Origin of the sequence: Streptomyces inhibens (assembly GCF_022221585.1) — a bacterium.
Lineage (GTDB): Bacteria > Actinomycetota > Actinomycetes > Streptomycetales > Streptomycetaceae > Streptomyces > Streptomyces inhibens.
The window spans coordinates 4,064,073-4,083,711 of sequence record NZ_CP084681.1; the positions used below are offsets into that span (position 1 = coordinate 4,064,073).

At 70.3% G+C, this 19,639-nt stretch carries 19 protein-coding genes and 1 pseudogene; 6 read left to right on the top strand and 14 right to left on the bottom strand.

Annotated elements, in window-relative coordinates; genetic code table 11:
• Nucleotides 1–11: 11 nt before the first annotated feature.
• Nucleotides 12–575 (bottom strand): CGNR zinc finger domain-containing protein, encoded by a 564-nt coding sequence (locus tag KI385_RS18485; RefSeq protein WP_238573282.1) that lies wholly within the window; start codon nt 573–575, stop codon nt 12–14.
• A 73-nt stretch (nt 576–648) separates the two neighbouring features.
• Between KI385_RS18485 and KI385_RS18490 the strand changes: the two genes are divergently transcribed.
• The gene (locus KI385_RS18490; protein ID WP_238573283.1) at nt 649–1,017 is read left to right on the top strand and encodes a VOC family protein; all 369 of its coding nucleotides are present in this window, start codon (nt 649–651) and stop codon (nt 1,015–1,017) included.
• 26 nt (nt 1,018–1,043) lie between these two features.
• Here KI385_RS18490 and KI385_RS18495 read toward each other — a convergent pair whose 3' ends face one another.
• Genes KI385_RS18495 through KI385_RS18505 form a run of 3 tightly spaced genes read right to left on the bottom strand, consistent with a single transcriptional unit; the run spans nt 1,044 to nt 3,984 of the window.
• Nucleotides 1,044–2,231 (bottom strand): dipeptidase, encoded by a 1,188-nt coding sequence (locus KI385_RS18495; RefSeq protein WP_238573284.1) that lies wholly within the window; start codon nt 2,229–2,231, stop codon nt 1,044–1,046.
• Entirely contained in the window at nt 2,228–2,731 is a 504-nt protein-coding gene (gene purE / locus KI385_RS18500) for a 5-(carboxyamino)imidazole ribonucleotide mutase (RefSeq protein ID WP_128511794.1), read from the bottom strand. The genes KI385_RS18495 and purE overlap by 4 nt, the downstream gene beginning before the upstream one ends.
• A 47-nt stretch (nt 2,732–2,778) precedes the next feature.
• On the bottom strand, nt 2,779–3,984 hold the full coding sequence (locus KI385_RS18505; protein WP_281066874.1) for a 5-(carboxyamino)imidazole ribonucleotide synthase: 1,206 nt from the start codon (nt 3,982–3,984) through the stop codon (nt 2,779–2,781).
• Between the two features lie 165 nt (nt 3,985–4,149).
• On the opposite strand from KI385_RS18505, the gene KI385_RS18510 reads away from it, so the two are divergent.
• Both KI385_RS18510 and KI385_RS18515 read left to right on the top strand, forming a co-directional pair.
• Entirely contained in the window at nt 4,150–4,581 is a 432-nt protein-coding gene (locus KI385_RS18510) for a protease inhibitor I42 family protein (protein WP_238573286.1), read from the top strand.
• Nucleotides 4,582–4,715: 134 nt separating this feature from the next.
• On the top strand, nt 4,716–5,225 hold the full coding sequence (locus KI385_RS18515; protein ID WP_238573287.1) for a GtrA family protein: 510 nt from the start codon (nt 4,716–4,718) through the stop codon (nt 5,223–5,225).
• A gap of 33 nt (nt 5,226–5,258) precedes the next feature.
• Here KI385_RS18515 and KI385_RS18520 read toward each other — a convergent pair whose 3' ends face one another.
• The gene (locus tag KI385_RS18520) at nt 5,259–6,506 is read right to left on the bottom strand and encodes an ATP-binding protein (RefSeq protein ID WP_238573288.1); all 1,248 of its coding nucleotides are present in this window, start codon (nt 6,504–6,506) and stop codon (nt 5,259–5,261) included.
• A 16-nt stretch (nt 6,507–6,522) separates the two neighbouring features.
• Complete coding sequence (locus KI385_RS18525; protein ID WP_033266590.1) at nt 6,523–7,203, bottom strand: response regulator transcription factor; 681 nt, start codon at nt 7,201–7,203, stop codon at nt 6,523–6,525.
• Nucleotides 7,204–7,716: 513 nt separating this feature from the next.
• Between KI385_RS18525 and KI385_RS18530 the strand changes: the two genes are divergently transcribed.
• Nucleotides 7,717–9,246 carry a peptide MFS transporter gene (locus tag KI385_RS18530; protein WP_238573289.1) on the top strand — a complete coding sequence of 510 codons (1,530 nt, stop codon included), beginning with the start codon at nt 7,717–7,719 and terminating at the stop codon, nt 9,244–9,246.
• A 78-nt stretch (nt 9,247–9,324) separates the two neighbouring features.
• Here the strand turns inward: KI385_RS18530 and KI385_RS18535 are convergent, their stop codons facing one another.
• The 6 genes from KI385_RS18535 to KI385_RS18560 all read right to left on the bottom strand — a co-directional run bounded on the left by KI385_RS18535 (nt 9,325) and on the right by KI385_RS18560 (nt 14,983).
• Nucleotides 9,325–10,728 carry a hypothetical protein gene (locus KI385_RS18535; RefSeq protein WP_238573290.1) on the bottom strand — a complete coding sequence of 468 codons (1,404 nt, stop codon included), beginning with the start codon at nt 10,726–10,728 and terminating at the stop codon, nt 9,325–9,327.
• Nucleotides 10,728–11,882 carry a hypothetical protein gene (locus tag KI385_RS18540; RefSeq protein WP_425356926.1) on the bottom strand — a complete coding sequence of 385 codons (1,155 nt, stop codon included), beginning with the start codon at nt 11,880–11,882 and terminating at the stop codon, nt 10,728–10,730. The genes KI385_RS18535 and KI385_RS18540 overlap by 1 nt, the downstream gene beginning before the upstream one ends.
• Nucleotides 11,879–12,847, bottom strand: coding sequence for a COG1470 family protein (locus KI385_RS18545; RefSeq protein ID WP_238573291.1), 969 nt, complete (start codon nt 12,845–12,847; stop codon nt 11,879–11,881). The genes KI385_RS18540 and KI385_RS18545 overlap by 4 nt, the downstream gene beginning before the upstream one ends.
• A gap of 45 nt (nt 12,848–12,892) precedes the next feature.
• The gene (locus tag KI385_RS18550) at nt 12,893–13,603 is read right to left on the bottom strand and encodes an LPXTG cell wall anchor domain-containing protein (RefSeq protein ID WP_238573292.1); all 711 of its coding nucleotides are present in this window, start codon (nt 13,601–13,603) and stop codon (nt 12,893–12,895) included.
• 334 nt (nt 13,604–13,937) lie between these two features.
• A complete protein-coding gene (locus tag KI385_RS18555; RefSeq protein ID WP_238573293.1) occupies nt 13,938–14,441 on the bottom strand; it encodes an ATP-binding protein in 504 nt (167 codons plus the stop codon).
• 173 nt (nt 14,442–14,614) lie between these two features.
• The gene (locus tag KI385_RS18560) at nt 14,615–14,983 is read right to left on the bottom strand and encodes an STAS domain-containing protein (RefSeq protein ID WP_128503604.1); all 369 of its coding nucleotides are present in this window, start codon (nt 14,981–14,983) and stop codon (nt 14,615–14,617) included.
• A 249-nt stretch (nt 14,984–15,232) separates the two neighbouring features.
• Between KI385_RS18560 and KI385_RS18565 the strand changes: the two genes are divergently transcribed.
• On the top strand, nt 15,233–16,186 hold the full coding sequence (locus tag KI385_RS18565) for an RNA polymerase sigma factor SigF (protein WP_425356927.1): 954 nt from the start codon (nt 15,233–15,235) through the stop codon (nt 16,184–16,186).
• A gap of 153 nt (nt 16,187–16,339) precedes the next feature.
• Here the strand turns inward: KI385_RS18565 and KI385_RS18570 are convergent, their stop codons facing one another.
• Nucleotides 16,340–17,629 (bottom strand): RNA-guided endonuclease InsQ/TnpB family protein, encoded by a 1,290-nt coding sequence (locus KI385_RS18570; RefSeq protein WP_238573295.1) that lies wholly within the window; start codon nt 17,627–17,629, stop codon nt 16,340–16,342.
• Between the two features lie 27 nt (nt 17,630–17,656).
• Here KI385_RS18570 and tnpA point away from each other — a divergent pair.
• Nucleotides 17,657–18,102 (top strand): annotated as a pseudogene (tnpA, locus tag KI385_RS18575) (IS200/IS605 family transposase).
• Between the two features lie 330 nt (nt 18,103–18,432).
• Here tnpA and hutI read toward each other — a convergent pair.
• Nucleotides 18,433–19,623: an imidazolonepropionase gene (gene hutI, locus KI385_RS18580; protein WP_238573296.1), complete on the bottom strand. Its 1,191-nt coding sequence runs from the start codon at nt 19,621–19,623 to the stop codon at nt 18,433–18,435.
• Nucleotides 19,624–19,639: the final 16 nt, after the last annotated feature.

The window sequence follows — 19,639 nt, forward strand, 5'->3', positions numbered from 1 at the left end:
CCGGCCCTCGGTTACTCGGACTCCGCGCGTCTGGCGCGGTAGGTCCGCATCTTCGCCCGGCTGCCGCAGACCGCCATGGTGCACCAGCGGCTGCGGCCGGCCGGGCTCTTGTCGTAGAAGACCCAGCGGCAGTCGTGGGCCTCGCAGGCCTTGAGCCGGGTCCAGGTACCGTCGGCGACCGCGGTGGCGATGCCCGCGGCGATACGGGCGGTGACCCGGGCCGCGCCCCGGAGCCCGTCGGCCGGGCGCAGCGCGGCGCCGCCGTCGGGGCGTACGGACAGCACGAGGGGCGCGGCGGCCAACAGCCGGTCCAGTGCGCGGGCCGCCCGCTCGGGTACGGCGGTGCCGGCGGTATGCGCCAGACAGACCGCCCGGAGCGCCTCGCGCAGCTCCCGGATTTCCCCGGGCGCCGCCAACTCGTCGGCATCCTGGGCGAGTTCGGGCAGGTCATGGTCGCGGAGGAAGGCGCCGAGGCCGCCCTCGGCGATCAGCGCGTCCTCGCCGGTCTCGATATCGAGGGTGTTCACCAGGTCCTGCACCAACAGCAGGGAATCCGGAGCTGTTCGGGATGCCACTCTTGCGATGTTACCGATACCTGCCATCATGCAGTAACGAGGTTACCGGTTGAAGTGATGAGGAGGTAACGCCATGAGCCTGATCAAGCTCGGCGTCGTCGCACTGGACTGTCCCGATCCCCAGGCGCTCGCCGACTTCTACGCCAAGGTGCTCGGCTGGCAGGTGACGGGAGGGGATGACGAGTGGGTCGAGGTCGCCGGACCGGACGGCCGCGCCCTCGCCTTCCAGCGGGTGGCGGACTACCGGCCGCCGCAGTGGCCGGGGCAGGACGTCCCCCAGCAGCTGCACCTCGACTTCGACGTGGCGAGCGCGGACATCGACGAGGCCGAGCGCACGGTCGTCGCGCTGGGCGCCAAACTCGTCCAGCACGACGAGGGCGTGCGCGACTTCCGGGTCTACCTCGACCCGGTGGGGCACCCGTTCTGCCTCTGCCGGAAGTGACCGCCGGCTGAAGCAGCCGGCGGTCGTCAGCCGTCCAGCTGCTCGATCGTCGCGTGGGACGGGCCGCGCCGCTGCTGCTCGGCCCGCGCCACGTCCTCGGCACCGCGCAGCACACGCACCGCGTTCTGCCAGGTGAGCTTGGCCAGCTCGGCCTCGGACCACTTGCGGTCCAGCAGCTCGGCAATCAGATTCGGGTAGCCGGCGACATCGGCCAGATCGTCCGGGGTGAAGGCGGTGCCGTCGAAGTCGCCGCCGATCCCGATGTGGTCGATACCGGCGACCTCACGCATATGGTCGAGATGGTCGGCGACGGTGGCCGCGGTGGCCTTCGGGCGCGGGTGGGCGGCTTCGAAGGCCCGCTGGACCGCCATCCCCTCCGCGGTCGTGTCGAGATGGTGCAGCCCGTGCGCCCGCATGTTCTCGTCGGCGCGCAGCGTCCACTCGACGGCGGCCGGCAGCACGAACTTCGGCACGAAGGTGGCCATCGCGACACCGCCGTTGGCCGGCAGCTGGGCGAGGACGTCGTCCGGGATGTTGCGCGGATGGTCGCAGACGGCGCGCGCGGAGGAGTGCGAGAAGATCACCGGTGCGGTGCTGACGCGCAGCGCGTCGCGCATGGTGTCGGCCGAGACGTGCGAGAGGTCGACGAGCATCCCGCAGCGGTTCATCTCGCGGACGACCGCTTCGCCGAAGGCCGACAGACCGTTGTGGCGCGGCTCGTCGGTCGCGGAGTCCGCCCAGGCGATGGTGTCGTTGTGGGTGAGCGTCATATAGCGGACGCCGAGCTGGTGCAGCGCGCGCAGGGTGGCCAGCGAGTTGTTGATGGAGTGGCCGCCCTCGGCGCCCATGAGGGACGCGATCCGGCCTTCGGCGCGGGCCGTCTCCATGTCGTCGGCGGTGTGCGCCAGGCGCAGCTCGTCCGGGTAGCGGGCGACCAGCTGCCGCACCACATCGATCTGTTCGAGAGTGGCGCTGACCGCCGTGTCGCCCGCGTAGTCGGCGCGTACGTAGACGGACCAGAACTGCGCGCCGACGCCGCCGGCCCGCAGCCGCGGCAGGTCGGTGTGGAGGTTCGCGGACTGGTCGGCGGCGATATCGCGCCGGTCGAGGTCGTAGCGGACCTGCTCGCGCAGCGCCCAGGGCAGGTCGTTGTGGCCGTCGACGACGGGCCAGCGGGCCAGCAGATCCCGTGCGGCGTCCTGGGAGGGGCTCACTTGCCGACCCCGAAGCCGAAGCCGTTCGGGGTCGAGACCTTGTTGCGCAGCCGCTTGCCCTTCTCGGTGGCCTGCTCGTTGAGCTCCTGCTGGAACTCCCGCATCCGGCCGAGGAGTTCGGCGTCAGTGGTGGCGAGGATCCGGGCGGCGAGCAGCCCGGCGTTACGGGCCCCGCCGACCGAGACGGTGGCGACCGGCACGCCGGCCGGCATCTGCACGATGGACAGCAGCGAGTCCATCCCGTCGAGGTACTTCAGCGGGACGGGGACGCCGATGACCGGCAGCGGGGTGACGGAGGCGAGCATCCCGGGGAGGTGGGCCGCGCCGCCGGCGCCCGCGATGATCGCCTTCAGGCCGCGCTCGGCCGCCTGCTCGCCGTACGCGATCATCTCGCGCGGCATCCGGTGGGCCGAGACGACATCGACCTCGAAGCGGATCTCGAACTCGGCGAGGGCCTGGGCGGCGGCCTCCATGACGGGCCAGTCGGAGTCGGAGCCCATGACGATGCCGACGAGCGGGGCGCCGGCCGCCGCGGGGGAGCTGGAAGTCATTCGGTGATCGTTCCTCGCAGATAGCCGGCGGCGTGCGCGGCGCGCTCACGCACGTCGGCCAGGTCGTCGCCGTAGGTGTTGACGTGTCCGACCTTACGGCCGGGCTTCACGTCCTTCCCGTACATATGGATCTTCAACTGCGGGTCCCGCGCCATGCAATGGAGGTACGCGTAATACATGTCGGGATAATCGCCGCCGAGAACGTTGGCCATGACCGTCCAGCGGGCGCGCGGGCGCGGATCTCCGAGCGGGAGGTCGAGCACGGCACGGACGTGGTTGGCGAACTGCGAGGTGATCGCGCCGTCCTGGGTCCAGTGGCCGGAGTTGTGCGGGCGCATGGCGAGCTCGTTGACCAGGATGCGGCGGGCGCCATCGGGAGCGACGGCCTCGAAGAGCTCGACGGCCAGGTGGCCGACGACGTCCAGCTCCTTGGCGATGCGCAGCGCCAGCTCCTGGGCCTGGCCGGCCAGCTCGGGGTCGAGATCGGGCGCCGGCGCGATCACGGTGTCGCAGACGCCGTCGACCTGGATGGACTCCACGACCGGATAGGCGACGGCCTGGCCGTGCGGGGAGCGGACGATGTTGGCCGCCAGCTCGCGGACGAAATCGACCTTTTCCTCCGCCAGGACGGGCACTCCGGCACGGAACGGTTCCGCCGCCTCCTTGGAGGATCGCACGACCCAGACACCCTTGCCGTCATAGCCCCCGCGGACGGTCTTGAGGATCACCGGGAAGCCGCCCGACCCGTCGCCCGGCCACCGCCCCTCATCGAGGCGCTCCGCGCCGCCCCCGCTGATCTCGGCCGCGAACCGCTCGACGTCGGCCGGGTCGGAGACGATGCGATGACGCGGGCACGGGACGCCGATCGCGTCCAGCTTCGCCCGCATCACCCCCTTGTCCTGGGCGTGCACCAGCGCGTCGGGACCGGGCCGCACGGGGATGCCGTCGGCCTCCAGCGCACGCAAGTGCTCGGTGGGAACGTGCTCATGATCGAACGTGATCACATCGCAGCCACGGGCGAAGGCACGCAGCGTCTCCAGGTCGCGGTAGTCGCCGATGACGACTTCGCTGACCACCTGGGCCGCCGAATCCTGCGGGGTGTCGCTGAGGAGCTTGAATTTGATGCCGAGGGGGATACCCGCCTCGTGGGTCATACGGGCGAGCTGACCGCCGCCGACCATGCCGACTACCGGGAACGTCACGCCCCCAGGGTATCCGCACGGCGCCGCTACCCCGACCCCGGCTTGGATGATCCTCCGAGTTCGCACGTTCGAAGATCGCCGGTTCAAGATCGACATGGGCCGTTACCCTCGGGCCCGGGGGCGTGGGCCCGGCGCCCGGTCCGGGCCCGGCGAAGGAGAGGCCCGATGGAGAACAGTGGCATAGCGAAGGGCTCCAGGACGCTGGTGATCGTCGTCGCGATCGCCGCGCTGCTGATAGCCCTGCACTCCGTGTTCAGCCAGCTGTCCGCGCCGAAGGTCTACGGCGCGGACGACACCGAGATCGCGGTCTCCGCCGGTGACCGCTTCAGCGTGAAGGTCGCCGACTCCCCCGCGGACGGCTACCGCTGGATCATCGCCGAGCCCCGCCCCGACCCGGCCGTCCTCAAGGCCGCCGGCGGGCGCGAGGTCCCCGACGGTGCACCACCGTCCGGCTCCGGCGCCGCCCGCTATCTCGACTTCGAGGCGGTCCACCCGGGCCGTACGGACTTACGTCTGCTGCGCTGCCGGAGCTGCGGCACCGGCGCCGCCGACGAGGCGGGCGCCCGCAGCCTCAACTTCCGTGTCACCGTCGGCTGACGGGCGCCGTTGGCCGGGTTTGCGCACGATGCGACAGACGGCGGGCACCGCCATCCGGCCGTGGATAGCATGAGGGGGCGGACCAGGGTTGACGGCCGCACACACCGCCCACGACGGGGAGCTGAGCGATCACCATGAGTGAACGGAGCGCACTGCGGTCGAGGCTGGAGGCGCTCACTCGGGAAGTCGTGAAGTTCGGCGCCGTCGGCGGTGCGGGTGTCGTGGTCAACTTCGTGGTGTTCAACCTCGTACGGCATCTGACCGAGGTGCCCGTGGTCCGGGCCAGCATCATCGCGACGGTCGTGGCGACCGGTACCAACTACCTCGGCTACCGCTACTTCACCTACCGCGACCGCGACAAGCAGGGCCGTACCAAGGAGCTGACGCTCTTCCTGCTGTTCAGCGCGATCGGCCTGGTGATCGAGAACGGCCTGCTCTACGTCGCGACGTACGGGTTCCACTGGGACACCCCGCTGCAGAGCAACCTCTTCAAGTTCGTCGGCATCGCCGTCGCCACGCTCTTCCGCTTCTGGTCCTACCGCACCTGGGTCTTCCGTGCGCTGCCCGCGCGCAAGGCGATAGAGACCGCGGAGTCCTTCCTGGCCGACGGCTCACAGCGGCCGCGCAGCACCACCCGCAAGTAGCGGCGCCGGCCCGTGCGCCGGGCCGCGCAGGCCTCACTCCTCGGCGGGCCCCGCCTCACGCGCCAGGAACAGCGCGAAGACCGGCGGATGCTGCTGGAGCAGCTCCAGCCGCCCGCCGTCCGCCTCCGCCAGATCACGCGCCACCGCGAGCCCCAGCCCCGTGGAGTTACGGCCGGAGACGGTCCGCTCGAAGACCCGGGAGCCGAGGTCCGGCGGGACCCCGGGCCCGGCGTCGGTGACCTCGACGACGGCCTGGTTGCCGGTGACGCGGGTGCGCAGCGCGACCGTTCCGTCGCCGTGCATCAGCGAATTCTCGATGAGGGTGGCCAGCACCTGGGCCACCGCGCCCGGCGTGCCGACGGCCCGCAGCCCCTTCTTGCCGGAGCGGACGATGGCCCGCCCCGCGCTGCGGTAAGCCGGCCGCCACTCCTCGATCTGCTGCTTGACGACCTCGTCCAGGTCGAAGGCGACCGCGGAGCCGCTGCGCGGATCCCGCGAATTGGTCAGCAGCCGCTGGACGACATCCGTCAACCGCTCCACCTGCGCCAGCGCGATGGTGGCCTCTTCCTTCACGGTCTCCGGGTCGTCGGTGAGGGTGATCTCCTCCAGCCGCATGGACAGCGCGGTCAGCGGCGTACGCAGCTGATGGGAGGCGTCCGCGGCGAGTCGTCGCTCGGCGGTCAGCATCCGGGCGATCCGCTCGGCGCTGGCGTCCAGCACATCGGCGACCCGGTCCAGCTCCTGGACGCCGTAGCGGCGGTGGCGCGGGCGCGGGTCGCCGGAGCCGAGCCGCTCGGCGGTCTCGGCGAGATCGGTGAGCGGCGCGGTCAGCCGGCGGCCCTGGCGGACGGCCAGGATGACGGCCGCGACGATCGCCAGCAGCGCCACGGCCAGAATGACCAGCAGCGTCCGGCCGATCTCCGAACTGACCATGGAGCGGGACTCCTGGACGGTGACGGACTCACCGCGGTCGCCCCGCGCCTCCGACTCGATGACATCGCCCGAGGGACGCTTCCCGATCTCGATCGGCGCCTTGCCGGGCACCTTGATCCGGGCGTACCTCTTGGCGGTGATCTGCTCGGAGAGGATCTCCGGCGTGATCTTCTCGCCGCTGCCCAGCCGGCTCTCGACGATCCCGACGAGCCGGACCGCCTCGGACGCCACGCTTTCCTGCGCACCGGTCTGGATCGTGCGGGTCTCGACGATGACGAGCGAGACACCGAAGACGGCGATCACGACGAGCACCACGGCGAGCGTGGAGTTGATCAGGCGGCGGCGCACGGGCTGCTGGCTCTTTTCAGCTTTTTTCGAAGCGGAAGCCGACACCGCGGACGGTGGCGATGTAGCGGGGGTTGGCGGCGTCGTCCCCGAGCTTCTTGCGCAGCCAGGAGATATGCATGTCGAGGGTCTTCGTGGAGGACCACCACGTGGTGTCCCAGACCTCGCGCATCAGCTGGTCGCGGGTGACGACCCGGCCGGCGTCCCGCACCAGGACCCGCAGCAGATCGAATTCCTTCGCCGTGAGCTGGAGTTCCTCCTCGCCCATCCACGCGCGGTGCGACTCGACATCGATCCGTACGCCGTGGGTGGCCGGCGGCTGCTGGGGCTCGGCGGTGGAACCGCGGCGCAGCAGGGCCCGTACGCGGGCGAGGAGTTCGGCGAGCCGGAAGGGCTTGGTGACGTAGTCGTCGGCGCCGGCGTCCAGGCCGACGACGGTGTCCACCTCGTCGGCGCGGGCGGTCAGCACCAGGATGGGGAAGGAATGGCCTTCGTTGCGCAGCCGGCGGGCGACCTCCAGGCCGTCCATGCCGGGCAGCCCCAGATCCAGGACGACGAGGTCGATATTGCCCTGGAGACCGGCGTCGAGCGCCGTCGGGCCGTCCTCGCGCACCTCGACTTCGTAACCCTCGCGGCGCAGTGCGCGGGCGAGCGGCTCCGAGATGGACGCGTCATCCTCGGCGAGCAGTACACGGGTCATGGGCCGATGGTAGTCCGATGTATCGGGGCCGAGGGGGCGGACCAGCGCGGATGGCCGACGGCGGACCGTTCCTGCACCGCTACGGCCGTGAGCTGCGCGAGTCCATGGGCGCGCGCGAGGGCGCGCGGTCGTCCGCGGGGGCGCCCGCGGTTCCCTGCACCGGTGTGAGCGTTGTCTCACGGGCTCCAACGGTGGCAGAACCAGACGTATGGTGGCGGGACGTCCATCGCACCATCCCGGGGACCGTGACTCTCAACTGAGGTCAGCGGTCCCCCGTTGTGTGCGGGGCTGGAACCCCCAGTCCTGATACACAGTGAACGACCTGTCGACCGGGTCCACCGCGCTAGTAGCAACGGGGGGCGTGGATCCCGGTGTAGGACCGTCCTGCCGGCACCCCTTCATGTGGTGTCGAACCCCCCGGACGTGGGGGCGGGCAGGTCCACGCCGGTACCGGTCATCCCCCACCGGGCGCGTAACGGCCTTCGAACGCGTCCCGAGCAGCAAGGAAGCACCATGGCGTCCAGCCTGACGAAGGACGCGGCCCAGCAGGGGAACCCTGTAGACGGCGGCAAGACCTTCTTCGGCCACCCCCGCGGACTGGCCACTCTCTTCATGACCGAGATGTGGGAGCGCTTCAGCTTCTACGGCATGCGGGCCCTGCTCGTGGTCTACCTGATCTCCGGCGGCGCGGACGCCGAAAAGGGAGCTCAGGGCGGCGGTCTGGCCATGAATCTGACCACCGCGTCGGCCATCTACGCCGTCTACCTGGCGATGGTCTACCTCCTCGCCCTCCCCGGCGGCTGGTTCGGCGACCGGGTCTGGGGACCGCGGAAGACGGTGGCCGTCTCGGCCGGCGTCATCATGGCCGGCCACCTGGCGCTGGCCGTACCGGGCCAGGCGATGTTCTTTGTCGGTCTGGGGCTGGTCGCGGCGGGCTCGGGTCTGCTGAAGGCCAACATCTCGACCATGGTCGGCCACCTCTACGACGGTCCGCAGGACCCGCGTCGGGACGGCGGCTTCACCATCTTCTACATGGGCATCAACCTCGGTGCCTTCGCCGCGCCGCTGGTCATCGGCACCGTCGGCCAGAGCGTCAACTGGCACCTGGGCTTCGCGCTCGCGGCGCTCGGTATGGCCCTGGGCCTGGTCCAGTTCCTGATCGGCACCCGCCACCTCAACCCGCAGTCCAGCGTCGTTCCGACCCCGCTGCGGGCCGAGGAGCGCACCATGTGGCTGCGCAAGGGCCTGATCTGGCTCGCCGTCGCCGTGGTCTTCTACGGCGCGGTCGTGCTGACCGGTCACTTCACGCTCAACTGGGCGCTGGTCCCGATCACCCTGCTCGGCCTGATCATCCCGATCACCGTGCTGGCGCGCATCAAGCGCGACAAGGAGCTCACGGCCTCCGAGCAGACCAAGGTCAGCGGCTACATCTGGTTCTTCGTGGCCGCCGCGGTGTTCTGGATGATCTACGACCAGGGCGGCTCGACGATGTCCGCCTTCGCCGAGAAGAACACCGCCGGCGAGGTCTTCGGACTCAGCTTCCCGTCCTCCTGGTTCCAGTCCGTGAACCCGCTGTGGGTCATGGCGATGGCGCCGGTCTTCGCCTGGCTGTGGCTGTGGATGGCGCGCCGGGACCGTGAGCCCAGCACCACGGTGAAGTTCGCGATGGCGATGGTCCTCATCGGCGCCTCGTTCTTCGTCTTCATCGTCCCGATGATGATGTCCTCGGACGGCACGAAGGTCAGCCCGATGTGGCTGATCTCGATCTACATGATCCAGACCATCGGTGAGCTGTGCCTGTCCCCGGTCGGCCTGTCGGTGACCACCAAGATGGCGCCGCGGAAGTACGCCAGCCAGATGCTGGGCGTCTGGTTCCTCGCCGTGACCGCGGGTGACTGCCTCACGGGTCTGCTGTCCATCGGCGGCGTGGACCTGAGCGGTACCACCATGCTGGGCATCGAGGCCGCGCTCGCGGTGCTGGCCGGCTTCGCGGTGTGGTCCTACCGCCGGAAGATCGTGGCGCTCATGGGCGACGTTCGCTGACGCCTGCGCACCAGGAAGGGCCCGGCACACGGTTGTGTGCCGGGCCCTTCCGTATGCGGTGGGGCGGACGGATGGCCGTCAGCGGCGCAGCCGCCGCCACGGGGTGAAGGTGAAGACCGCGCCGCCGAGCAGGATGACCGTGCCCGCGACCAGGCCGAGCGCGGTCAGCGCACCGTGGTCACCGGCACCGGTCTCGGCGAGACCGCCGCTGCCTCCCGAGACGCTGGCCGGTCCCGCCGCACTGCCGCCGGAAGCCGCCGCGCCGCCCGCGGAACCGCCCGTCGAGCCACCGGAGGTGCCGCCCTGCTGCGCCGAGGTGTCCAGCGCGAGCGAGACCCCCGGGTCCTTCTCCGGGGTGCAGGTCGTGGTCGTCCCCAGAGCGTTGACGGTGAGGACTCCCGGGGTCAGGGTGGCCTTGCCGGTGGCGCCCGGCTTGTAGGTGCCCTTCAGGTCGGGGATCTCGATCGGATCGCCCGACTTGATGGGTTTGTCGTTCGTCGGGCCCTCCACCTTGACCGACCCCTTGTCGGCGCCGCCCACCTTGACGTCCATCGACGGTTTGACGGAGTCCTTGGGGATGTCCGCCGGGCTGTCCATGACGGACTTCTTGAACTGCACGGTCAGGTCGTAACTGCCGCCCTTCTTCACGGCGTTGATCTGGACCGGCGAGGTCGCCTTCTTGTCCCCGATGGGCGTCTTGCAGGCGTACGCGACCAGCACTTCCTTGCCCTTGTACGCGGTGCCGTCGGGGTCGCCGCCGGAGCCGCCGGTCGAGCCGGCGCTGGTTCCGCCGTCGGTGCTGCCGCCCGCGGCCGTACCCGCGGAGGTGCCACCGTCCGTGCCGCCGCTCGTCGTACCGCCGGTCGTCCCTGAAGTCGTCCCTGAAGTCGTCCCGGATGTCGTGCCGCTCGTCGTGCCGCCGGAATCGCCGCCGCCGTCGGTCACCTTGATGGTGACCGCGGGCTTCACCGCTTCCTTGGGCGAGCACTTGGTGTCCGTGGAGATCGGCTTGTTGACGTTGATGTTGTAGAAGCCGGGCGTCAGGGTGATCTCACCGGGCTTCTCCAGCTTCAGCTTGCCCTTCATGTCGGACAGCTTCATCGGGCTGCCCTTGGGGATCGGCGGGTTCTGCCGCGGCCCCTCCATCGCCAGATCGCCGGTCTGTGCGCCGGCCACCTTGATCGTGCCGGTCGGCTGGACGGTGTTCTCGCCCAGGTCGAGGATGTCGGGGTTCTTGGACGCCCCCTCGATCGTCTTCCAGACCACCTCGATCTCGTCGCCGACCTTGGCGGTCGCGGGCGCGCTGACGTCCACCTTCGTGGTGCCCTCGATCGGCGGCAGCCCCGATATCGGTGGCGGCAGACACTCCGTCTTGTACGACACCTCCGCTGCCTGGGCGGTACCCGCCGCGGTCATGATGCCCGCACCCGCGAGCACCAGCGCGGCCACCGAGGCCCCCGCAGCTCTCCTCCGTTGCCTCATCACGCAGAACCTTTCGACGTCGGTCGTTCGGTTGATGTGGTGGTGGACGGTGCGGTGTCCGGGGTGAACCACGGCAGCGCGGCGGAGTCGCCCGGCGTACCGGGCTCTTCCGTGGCGCGGCCGCGTACGGTTCCTCTACCGATGCGCCCGCGCGTGCGGGCCTTGATGTGCCTGCCGGCGCGTGGGGTGGTGCCGCTCGCGGTGACCGTCGTACGGCGCGGGCGCACCCGTTCCACGACCGCCATCCCGATGCGGAACACCGCCGTCGGGATCACCACACAGAGCAGCACCCAGAAGAGCGTCACGCCCCACGGCCTGCCGACCCCCCAGGGCTGCTCGACCAGGACCTTGTCGCCGTATTTGAGCGAGACCAGATAGTCCCCGTGTGCGCCGGCCGCCAGCTCGACCGGCAGTGTGACCTCGGCCTTCTTCCCGGCGGGTACGGTCCCCCGCCACTGCTGCTCCTCCCACTTGGGCGCGAAGACACCGTGCGAGGTACCGACCTGGAAGACGGGGTCCTTGGCGGGGGACGAACCGAGATTGCCGAGGGTGAGGGTCAGTTCGCGCTGCGGCGGCGCGCCGAACCAGGTCAGCAGGCCACTGCTGCCCGCCAGCCGCGGCTGGGCCAGCACCGTCAGCCGGCCGCCGGTGCTCTCCTTGGGCAGCGGCGCCACCGGGTGGCCCGCCACCTTGAACGCGGCATCCGCTGCTGACGCCGCCCCCGTCACGGTCGCCACATGCACCACACAGGGGCACGACTTGGGCGGCTCGGCCACCGGGAGGCTCTTGTGGAAGGCGCCCTGCGAGTCCGTCGTGACGGCCCGTCCGTCGCCGTTGGCGCAGGAGTTGGTGCCGCCGATCATGTTCTGTCCGCAGATCAGCAGCGTGAGCAGGGCCTTGGGCCGCCAGCCACGGCCGGTCACGGTGACGTTGCCGCCCTTGCCGGCCTCCTTCTTGGAGAGCTGGACGGTGGGTTCGCGAACGGAGCGGACGTTCGCGCCGGCGACGGTGTCCGGCAGCAGGGCCAGCGCCAGGACCGCACACAGGGCCAGTGCGGCCGCCCGCCCTCGGCGCGGCCGTCCGGCGTCCGCGGTGGGACGCGCCTCGGCGCCGGCTGCTGCGATGGCCGTTGACCTGCCCGTCTCGCCGTTCACGATCGCGCTCCTGATCCCGTGCTCGCCAATTCCCCTGCCGCATCGGCCACTTCGGTCCCGGACGGCCGCTCGCCGGCGGCCGCGCCCCGCTCGCCCGGCCCCCCGCCCGCCCCCTGGGAACGGCGTCGCCGGCGTACGACCACCAGGCCGCCCGCCCCCGCCGCCAGGGCGAGCGCCGCCCCAGCGGTGGCGCCCCACGGGACCGCCGCGTACGAGGTGGAGGCGGACCCGTGCGCTCCGCCCCGCGCCGTCACCGTGAGCCGTAGGTCCACCGCGTCCAGACCGGGCGGATCCGGCCATTTCTCCGTCAGATCGACGCCCTGTCCGGGCCGCAGCGCGAGCGGCAGGGTGCGCGCCGCGCGCCGCAGCACCGGCCCGAACACCCCGTCCGCGCGCACCGTGACCCGCGGGGTGAGCACCGTGTTGCCCCGGTTGACCAGCGTGTACCGGATGACCGCCGCGTCCCCCTGCCCGCGCACCGACACGTTCTCGACGGTCAGCGCGGAGAGCGTCGGCCCGGTCACCCGCAGATGGACCGGTACGGCGGCCCGGCCGCCACCCTTGCCCCCGCTGGTCGCGATGAGCGCGCCGGGGTGGCCGCCGGGGGCCGCGTCGCGCGGCACGGTCACCGTGAACGGGACGCTCGCCCGGGTACGCGGCGGGACCTTCACCTCCTTCGCCGCGAGCGCGATCCACGCTCCGCTGTCGGAGCTGTGCAGCCGTACGGTGACGGCCCGGCCGGTGGGGTTGCTGAGGGACAGCCGGTCGTTCATGACGGTGCCCGGCGCGCCCTCCAGGTAGAAGTACGGTCGGTCCTGCGCGCTCGGCCCGGCGCCGTCACCGGGTGCGGGCGCGGCGGACCAGCCCGTTTCCGCCGGTGCGGCCGCGGCCGCGGCGGGGCACAGCAGCGCGGCGGCGGTCGCGAGGACCGCGCCGCTGACCGCTGCGCGAGTACGGAACGGCATCGGCGGCTCCTGGTGCTCGTACGCGTGATGCGGGGACCGGGCGCGTCAGGCCCGCTGGTGGCGGCGGGTCAGCCAGAGCACACCGGCCGCACCGGCCAGCAGCACGGTGCCGCCGAGGGTGCCCAGCGCGATGGCGGAGTCCGCGGGCCCGGTCTGCGGCAGCTGCCCGCCGCCCGAGCCACCGGTGGCCGAGCCGCCGGTGCTGCCGCCCGAGCCGCCGGACCCCTTCACCTCGAGGGTCAGCGAGGGCTGGGGGTGGTTGCTGGGCGTGCAGGTGGTCGTGGTGCCCAGCGCCTTGATGGTGAGCGTGGAGGCGGTGAAGGTGACCTTGCCGCTGCCCTTGGGCGTATAGGTACCGCTCAAGTCACTGATCTTGATCGGGGTGTTGGCCGGTATCGCCTGGTCGTTCGGGGGCCCGGAGACCGGCACCGTACCGCTCTCCGCACCGCCCAGCTTGATCAGCGCGCTCGGCTTCATCGCGCCCTTGCCCAGCTCCACGGGGCTGGAGGAGACGCCCTTCTGGAAGGACATGACGAGCTTGTAGGCACCGCCGCTGGGGGTGCTCTTGATGTCGATGGGCGAGACCGCGCCCTTGTTTCCGATGGGTGTCTTGCACTGGTAGTTGACGTCGACGACCTCGGCGTGGGCGGCCGGTGCGGTGAGCATCACCGCGGACCCCGCGGTCATCGCCACGGCAGCGGCGAGGCCGGCGGCCCGGCGCGGGCGCCTGCCGTGCTGTTCGTAGAAGCGGGCCACGTTCCGTTCCCCTTCTCCCGGTGAGCGCACCGCCGAGTGTTACTGACGGCACATCAGATTGGCCGCTCAAGGTACGCCGGGGACCTTGTCGAGGGAAGGCAAAGCACAGCCCCGATCGCTCCGGGCCCGGGGCGGCGGGGCGATCCGGCCTCGTATACAGCGGAACCCCCGTACGTCCGCCGCCGTACGGCGGCACGACGGCGGACGTACGGGGGTTCCGCAGACGCTTTTCCGCGGACGCTTTTCCGCGGACGCTTCCGCAGACGACGAAGCGCGGGCCCGCAGGCCCGCGCTCACCTCTCCCCGGCCGCTCCCCGGCCGTGTCCGGCCGCCTTCAGGACGGCGCGGCGAGCTCCGCCCAGACGGTCTTGCCCGTGCCGTCGGCGTTGCGCACCACACCCCAGTCCAGGCACAGCCGCTGCACGATGAACATGCCGTGGCCCCCGGGGCGGCCCGGACGGTGCGGGCTGCGCGGCGCCGGGGAACCCGCGCCGAGGTCGCTGACCTCCAGGCGCAGCACCTTGGAGGTGCAGCGCAGCCGCAGCTCCTCGGGCCCTTCGGCATGCAGACAGGCGTTGGTGACCAACTCCGAGACGACGAGCAGTACATCCTCGGCCGCGGCACGCTGATCGGCGTTGGCGGCCGGCAGCCAACCCCAGTCGTGCAGGGCTTGCCGGGCGAAGTCACGGGCGCGCGCCACGGCGCCCCGGGTGCCCGCCAGGCGCAGCCGGCGGATCTGACCCGCCGGCGCGGTGGCGGCCGGAACGGCGGCGGAAGCACCGGCGCCGCCCGACTCCGGGCCGAGATCGCCCGGCGGGTACGGCCGGGTGGTGCCCATCAGCGCTTCACCTCACCGATTCGCCTATTCACGGAGAACAGATAACTGACTGATTGCAACGGATTCAGATGTCTCCTGCCCGACCGGACCGCGAGAACACCCACTTGTTGGGTACGGAAGTTGTGACACGTACTACGTGCCCGGAATGGAACGTTCCGGGCACTGGTGTCACGTCAGTCGGCCAAGGCCGCATCGAGCGATTCATGCACCGTGAAGACCGCCTCCGCGCCAGTGATCTCGAAAACCCGGGCAACCACCGGCTGCATTCCCGCCAGATGGACCCCGCCCCCCTCGGCCTCCGCCTTGAGGCGCGCGCCGAGCAGAACGTTGAGACCGGTGGAGTCCATGAACTCAAGGGGTGAGCAGTCCACCACCAGACGTGCATAGCCGTCGTCGACACAGCCTTCGAGTGACTCACGCAACAGATCCGCGGTGTGGTGATCAAGCTCACCCGCGACCGTCACGACCGCGCTGGCGCCGTGATGGCGGATCTCGACGTGAAGCCGCCCCCGGCTTGCACTGCCGACCGTCCCGCGGTCCATGCGCGCGCACCCCTTTGCTGTCTCGACAACGACTGATTGCTTACGACTGCGCTCGTCGAACCCTACGCCTTCCTGACACACGCGGGTAGCCGAACAATCCGCATATTGCCCAATATACGGACAACACGCACTTGCCATCTTCAGGCAAAGCCAGGTAGGCGTAGAAGGACACATTCGAAACGGCCGGCTTTGGAGGCGCCGCACACCGCAGCTTCACGTAGAGGCATCGGCAGCCATATGCCGAGAACGATGGAGGAGACCATGTCACCCCGGCTCGACGAACTGCGCACCGACGACAACATCCGGCAGTCCGCATCGTCGACACCCCTGTCCGACCCGACCGGGCACATCCCTTCCCAGCCCCTCCCTGCCGAATCAGAGTCGGCAGGAATCCCTGAGATCGACGATCTGCCCGAGATCCCGCCGTTCGACGAGGTGGGCCCGGTGGACGCGAGGGCTCTGTCCAAGACCCTCTTCGAGCGGCTCGAATCGCTCGAGGAAGGCACGCACGAATTCGCGTACGTCCGCAACACCCTGGTCGAGCTCAATCTGGCCCTGGTGAAGTTCGCGGCCTCCCGGTTCCGCTCCCGCAGCGAGCCCATGGAGGACATCGTCCAGGTCGGCACGATCGGCCTGATCAAGGCGATCGACCGGTTCGAACTCAGCCGTGGCGTCGAGTTCCCGACGTTCGCGATGCCGACCATCGTCGGCGAGATCAAGCGCTTCTTCCGCGACACCAGCTGGTCGGTGCGCGTACCGAGGCGTCTGCAGGAACTGCGCCTGGACCTTGCCAAGGCGGGCGACGAACTGGCCCAGAAGCTGGACCGCGCCCCCACGGTGCACGAACTCGCCGAACGCCTCGGAATCACCAATGACGAGGTCGTCGAGGGGATGGCCGCGAGCAACGCCTACACCGCGAGCTCGCTGGACGCCCAGCCCGAGGAGGACGACAGCGAAGGCGCGCTGGCGGACCGCATCGGCTACGAGGATCACGGCCTGGAGGGCATCGAGTACGTCGAATCCCTCAAGCCGCTGATCGCCGAACTCGGCCCGCGCGACCGCAAGATTCTCTCGCTGCGCTTCGTCGCCAATATGACGCAGTCCGAAATCGGCGAGGAGCTGGGCATCTCCCAGATGCATGTCTCCCGTCTGCTCTCCCGCACGCTCGTACGGCTCCGCAAGGGGCTGATGATCGAGGAGTGAGGGACCGCGGTCCCTGCCGGTCCCCGCGACCGGCAGCCGCCCGCGCAGAGGAGGGCCTGCCCCGGGATTTCTCGGGACGGGCCCTCCTCTGCTGAGCAGCCCGTGCCCCTGCCCGTGCCCCTGCTACTCCCCCGGGCTGGAAACCGTCCTCGTTCAACTCCGTGATGCCTGCGACGAATTGACGTGCTCCCTGGCCTGAAGTCCAGGGATTCCGGCCTGGGTCGTCCGACCCTTCCGGGGGCTTCCTGCTTCAACGCGCTGTGCCGGGACTTTCGTCCTGGTCCTACCGGCGCTCTGCGAGGCGTTTCGCGTCTCCGCCCGTCCGGCGGCGACGATACGGCGTCCTTCGAAGAGGACGTTGCATGCTGCGTTGTGGTCGCGGTCGTGCACGGTGCCGCACTCGCTGCACGTCCACTCCCGGACGTGCAGGGGCTTGGGGCCGTCCCTGAATCCGCAAGCCGAGCAGACCTGAGAGGACGGGAAAGCGCGGTCCACCTTGGCGAAGGTGCGGCCGTGCTTGGCCGCCTTGTACTCCAGCATGCCGACGAACGCGGACCATCCCGCGTCGTACACGGACTTGGCAAGCCGAGTGCGGCCGAGGCCGGACACCGCGAGGTCTTCCACATACACCGCTTGGTTGTCGCGAATGATCTGTGTGGATGCCTTGTGGTGCCAGTCCCGGCGCCGGTTGGCCACCTTGGCGTGCTGGCGTGCGACCTTGATGCGGGCCTTGGCCCGGTTCTTCGATCCCTTGGCCTTGCGGGACAGCTCCCGCTGAAGGCGCCCCAGTTTCTTCTCCGCCCGGCGCAGGAAGCGGGGGCTGTCGATCTTCTGGCCGTCGGACAGGACCGCGAAGGCGGACAGGCCGAGGTCGATACCGGCCTCCGCCTCCAGCTCGGGGAGGATGTCCGGCTCGGTGTCCACGACGAAGCTGAGGAAGTACCGGCCACAGCTGTCCTTGGTGACGGTCAGGGACGTGGGCGCGACCGGAAGCCGGCGGGACCACTTGACCTTGAGATTGCCTACCTTGGCCACGTACACCGTGCCGTTCTCCTTCAGGGAGAAGGCGTTGGTGTTGAGGCGGATCGACTGCCGGGTGTCTTTCTTCGACTTGTACCGGGGCGGCCCGACCTTCCGGCCCTGCCGCTTGCCCCTGAGGCTGTCGAAGAAGTTCTGGTAGGCGGCATCGAGGTCCCGAAGGGACTGTTGCAGAACGACCGCTGACACGCCGGCGAGCCAGGCGCGTTCCTCGGTGCGCTTGGCCTGGGTGATGCGAAGCCGGGACAACTGGGCCGACTTCACATACGGCAGCCCCGCCGCGTGCGCTTCCTTGCGGTCGCGCAGGCAGTCGTTCCACACCACGCGGGCGCACCCGAACGCCTGGGCCAGCGCACTGCGCTGGGTGGCATCCGGGTAGGCCCGGTAGTTGTAGCGGAGCTGCATAACCAAGACCCTACTGCGATTGGTCTCATGGACAGGCAGAACGACTACAGGCGTGGCAGGCACGTCATTTCGGCGATGCATGTGCACTTGGTCTTCGTGACGAAGTACCGGCGTGGAGTCTTCAACGACGAGATGCTGACGCGCTGTGAAGAGAGCATGCGCAAGGTGTGCGAGGACTTCGAGGCGGAGCTGAAGGAGTTCAACGGCGAACGCGATCACGTCCACCTCCTGATCAACTACCCGCCCAAGGTCGCCGTCTCCAAGCTGGTCAACAGCCTCAAGGGCGCCTCCGCCCGACGGATGCGCCTGGGGGTACCTCCCGGCCGAAGGCTGGGGGAGAGTTCACCGGCCACATCAACCGCGCCACCATGCACGGGCACCTGTGGTCGCCCTCGCACTTCTCGGCATCCTGCGGCGGAGCACCGTTGGCGATCGTCCGCCAGTACATCGAGCAGCAAAAACGCCCGCTCTAACGTGCAGGTCAGAACAGTCCTGGAATGCATTCATCCCCGTCATGAACGCCGGGGCCTTCCGCAAGAGTCCCGGTAACTCCACATCACCCCGCCGGGGCCGTCGGAGTCCACCGTGCCCGGCGCGAGGGCGTCCCTCTCGCCGAGAAAGGCGCTCGGCCCACCCTCGTCAGGGTAGGGGTGCCAGCAGGCCTCCACGTGGCGGTACGCCCTCCAGGACGCGGGTGAAGTGGTCGAGATCCGGGGAGAGTTGGACGAGGTCATGGTCGTCCATGACGATGTGGACACCGCCCACCGACGGGGTCCGACAATCGCGGGCCGGGCCTGCGGCAGTCAGGGCTCTCGGACGAGAACTCCCTTGTGCCACACGGCCGATACGAGCGGGACGCCGGGCCGGTAGGCGAGGTGGACGTGCGAGGGCGCGTCCAGGAGGGCGAGGTCGGCGCGGGCGCCGGGGGTGATCCGGCCGACGTCCGTGCGGCGCAGGGCGCGGGCGCCGCCCTCGGTGGCCGACCACACGGCCTCGTCGGGTGTCATCCCCATGTCGCGGACGGCCAGCGCGATGCAGAACGGCATGGAACTGGTGAAGGACGAGCCCGGGTTGCAGTCGGTGGACAGCGCGACGGTGGCGCCGGCGTCGAGCAGCGGGCGGGCGTCGGGCCACTTCGCGCGGGTGGAGAACTCGGCGCCGGGCAGGAGCGTGGCGACAGTGTCGGACTGGGCGAGGGCGTCGATGTCGGCGGCGCTGAGGTGGGTGCAGTGGTCGGCCGAGGCGGCGCCGAGCTCGACGGCGAGCTGGACGCCGGGGCCGTGGCCGAGCTGGTTGGCGTGCACCCGTGCCTGCAGGCCCTTGGCCTGGCCCGCCGTCAGGATGGCGCGGGCCTGGTCGCCGTCGAAGGCGCCCTTCTCGCAGAAGACGTCGACCCAGCGGGCGTGCGGGGCGCAGGCGTCCAGCATCGGGCCGGTGACCAGGTCGACATAGCCGGCCGGGTCGTCGGCGTAGTCGGGCGGGACGATGTGCGCGCCGAGGAAGGTGACCTCGTCGGTGTGCGCGGCGGCGATGCGCAGCGCACGGGCCTCGTCCTCGACGGTGAGGCCGTAGCCGGACTTGGTCTCCTGAGTCGTGGTGCCCTGGCGGAGCGCCTCGGCCATGTAGCGGGCGACGTTGGCGTGCAGGGCGTCGTCGGTGGCGGCGCGGGTGGCGGCGACGGTGGTGCGGATGCCGCCGGCGGAGTAAGGGCGGCCGGACATCCGGGCGTTGAACTCCGCCGTGCGGTCGCCGGCGAAGACCAGGTGGGAGTGGGAGTCGACGAAGCCGGGGATGGCGGCCCGGCCGCCGGCGTCGACGGCGTTGTCAGTGGCGGGTGCTTTGCTGGATGCACCGACCCAGGCGATGCGGTCGCCGTCGATGACGACCGCCGCGTCCTGGATCAGACCGAGGGGGCCTTCGCCGAGGGAGGGGTCGTTGGTGACGAGCTGGGCGATGTGGGTGATGGCGGTGGTGGGCGCGGAGGTCGTCGTCATCGCGGGGGTGTTCTCC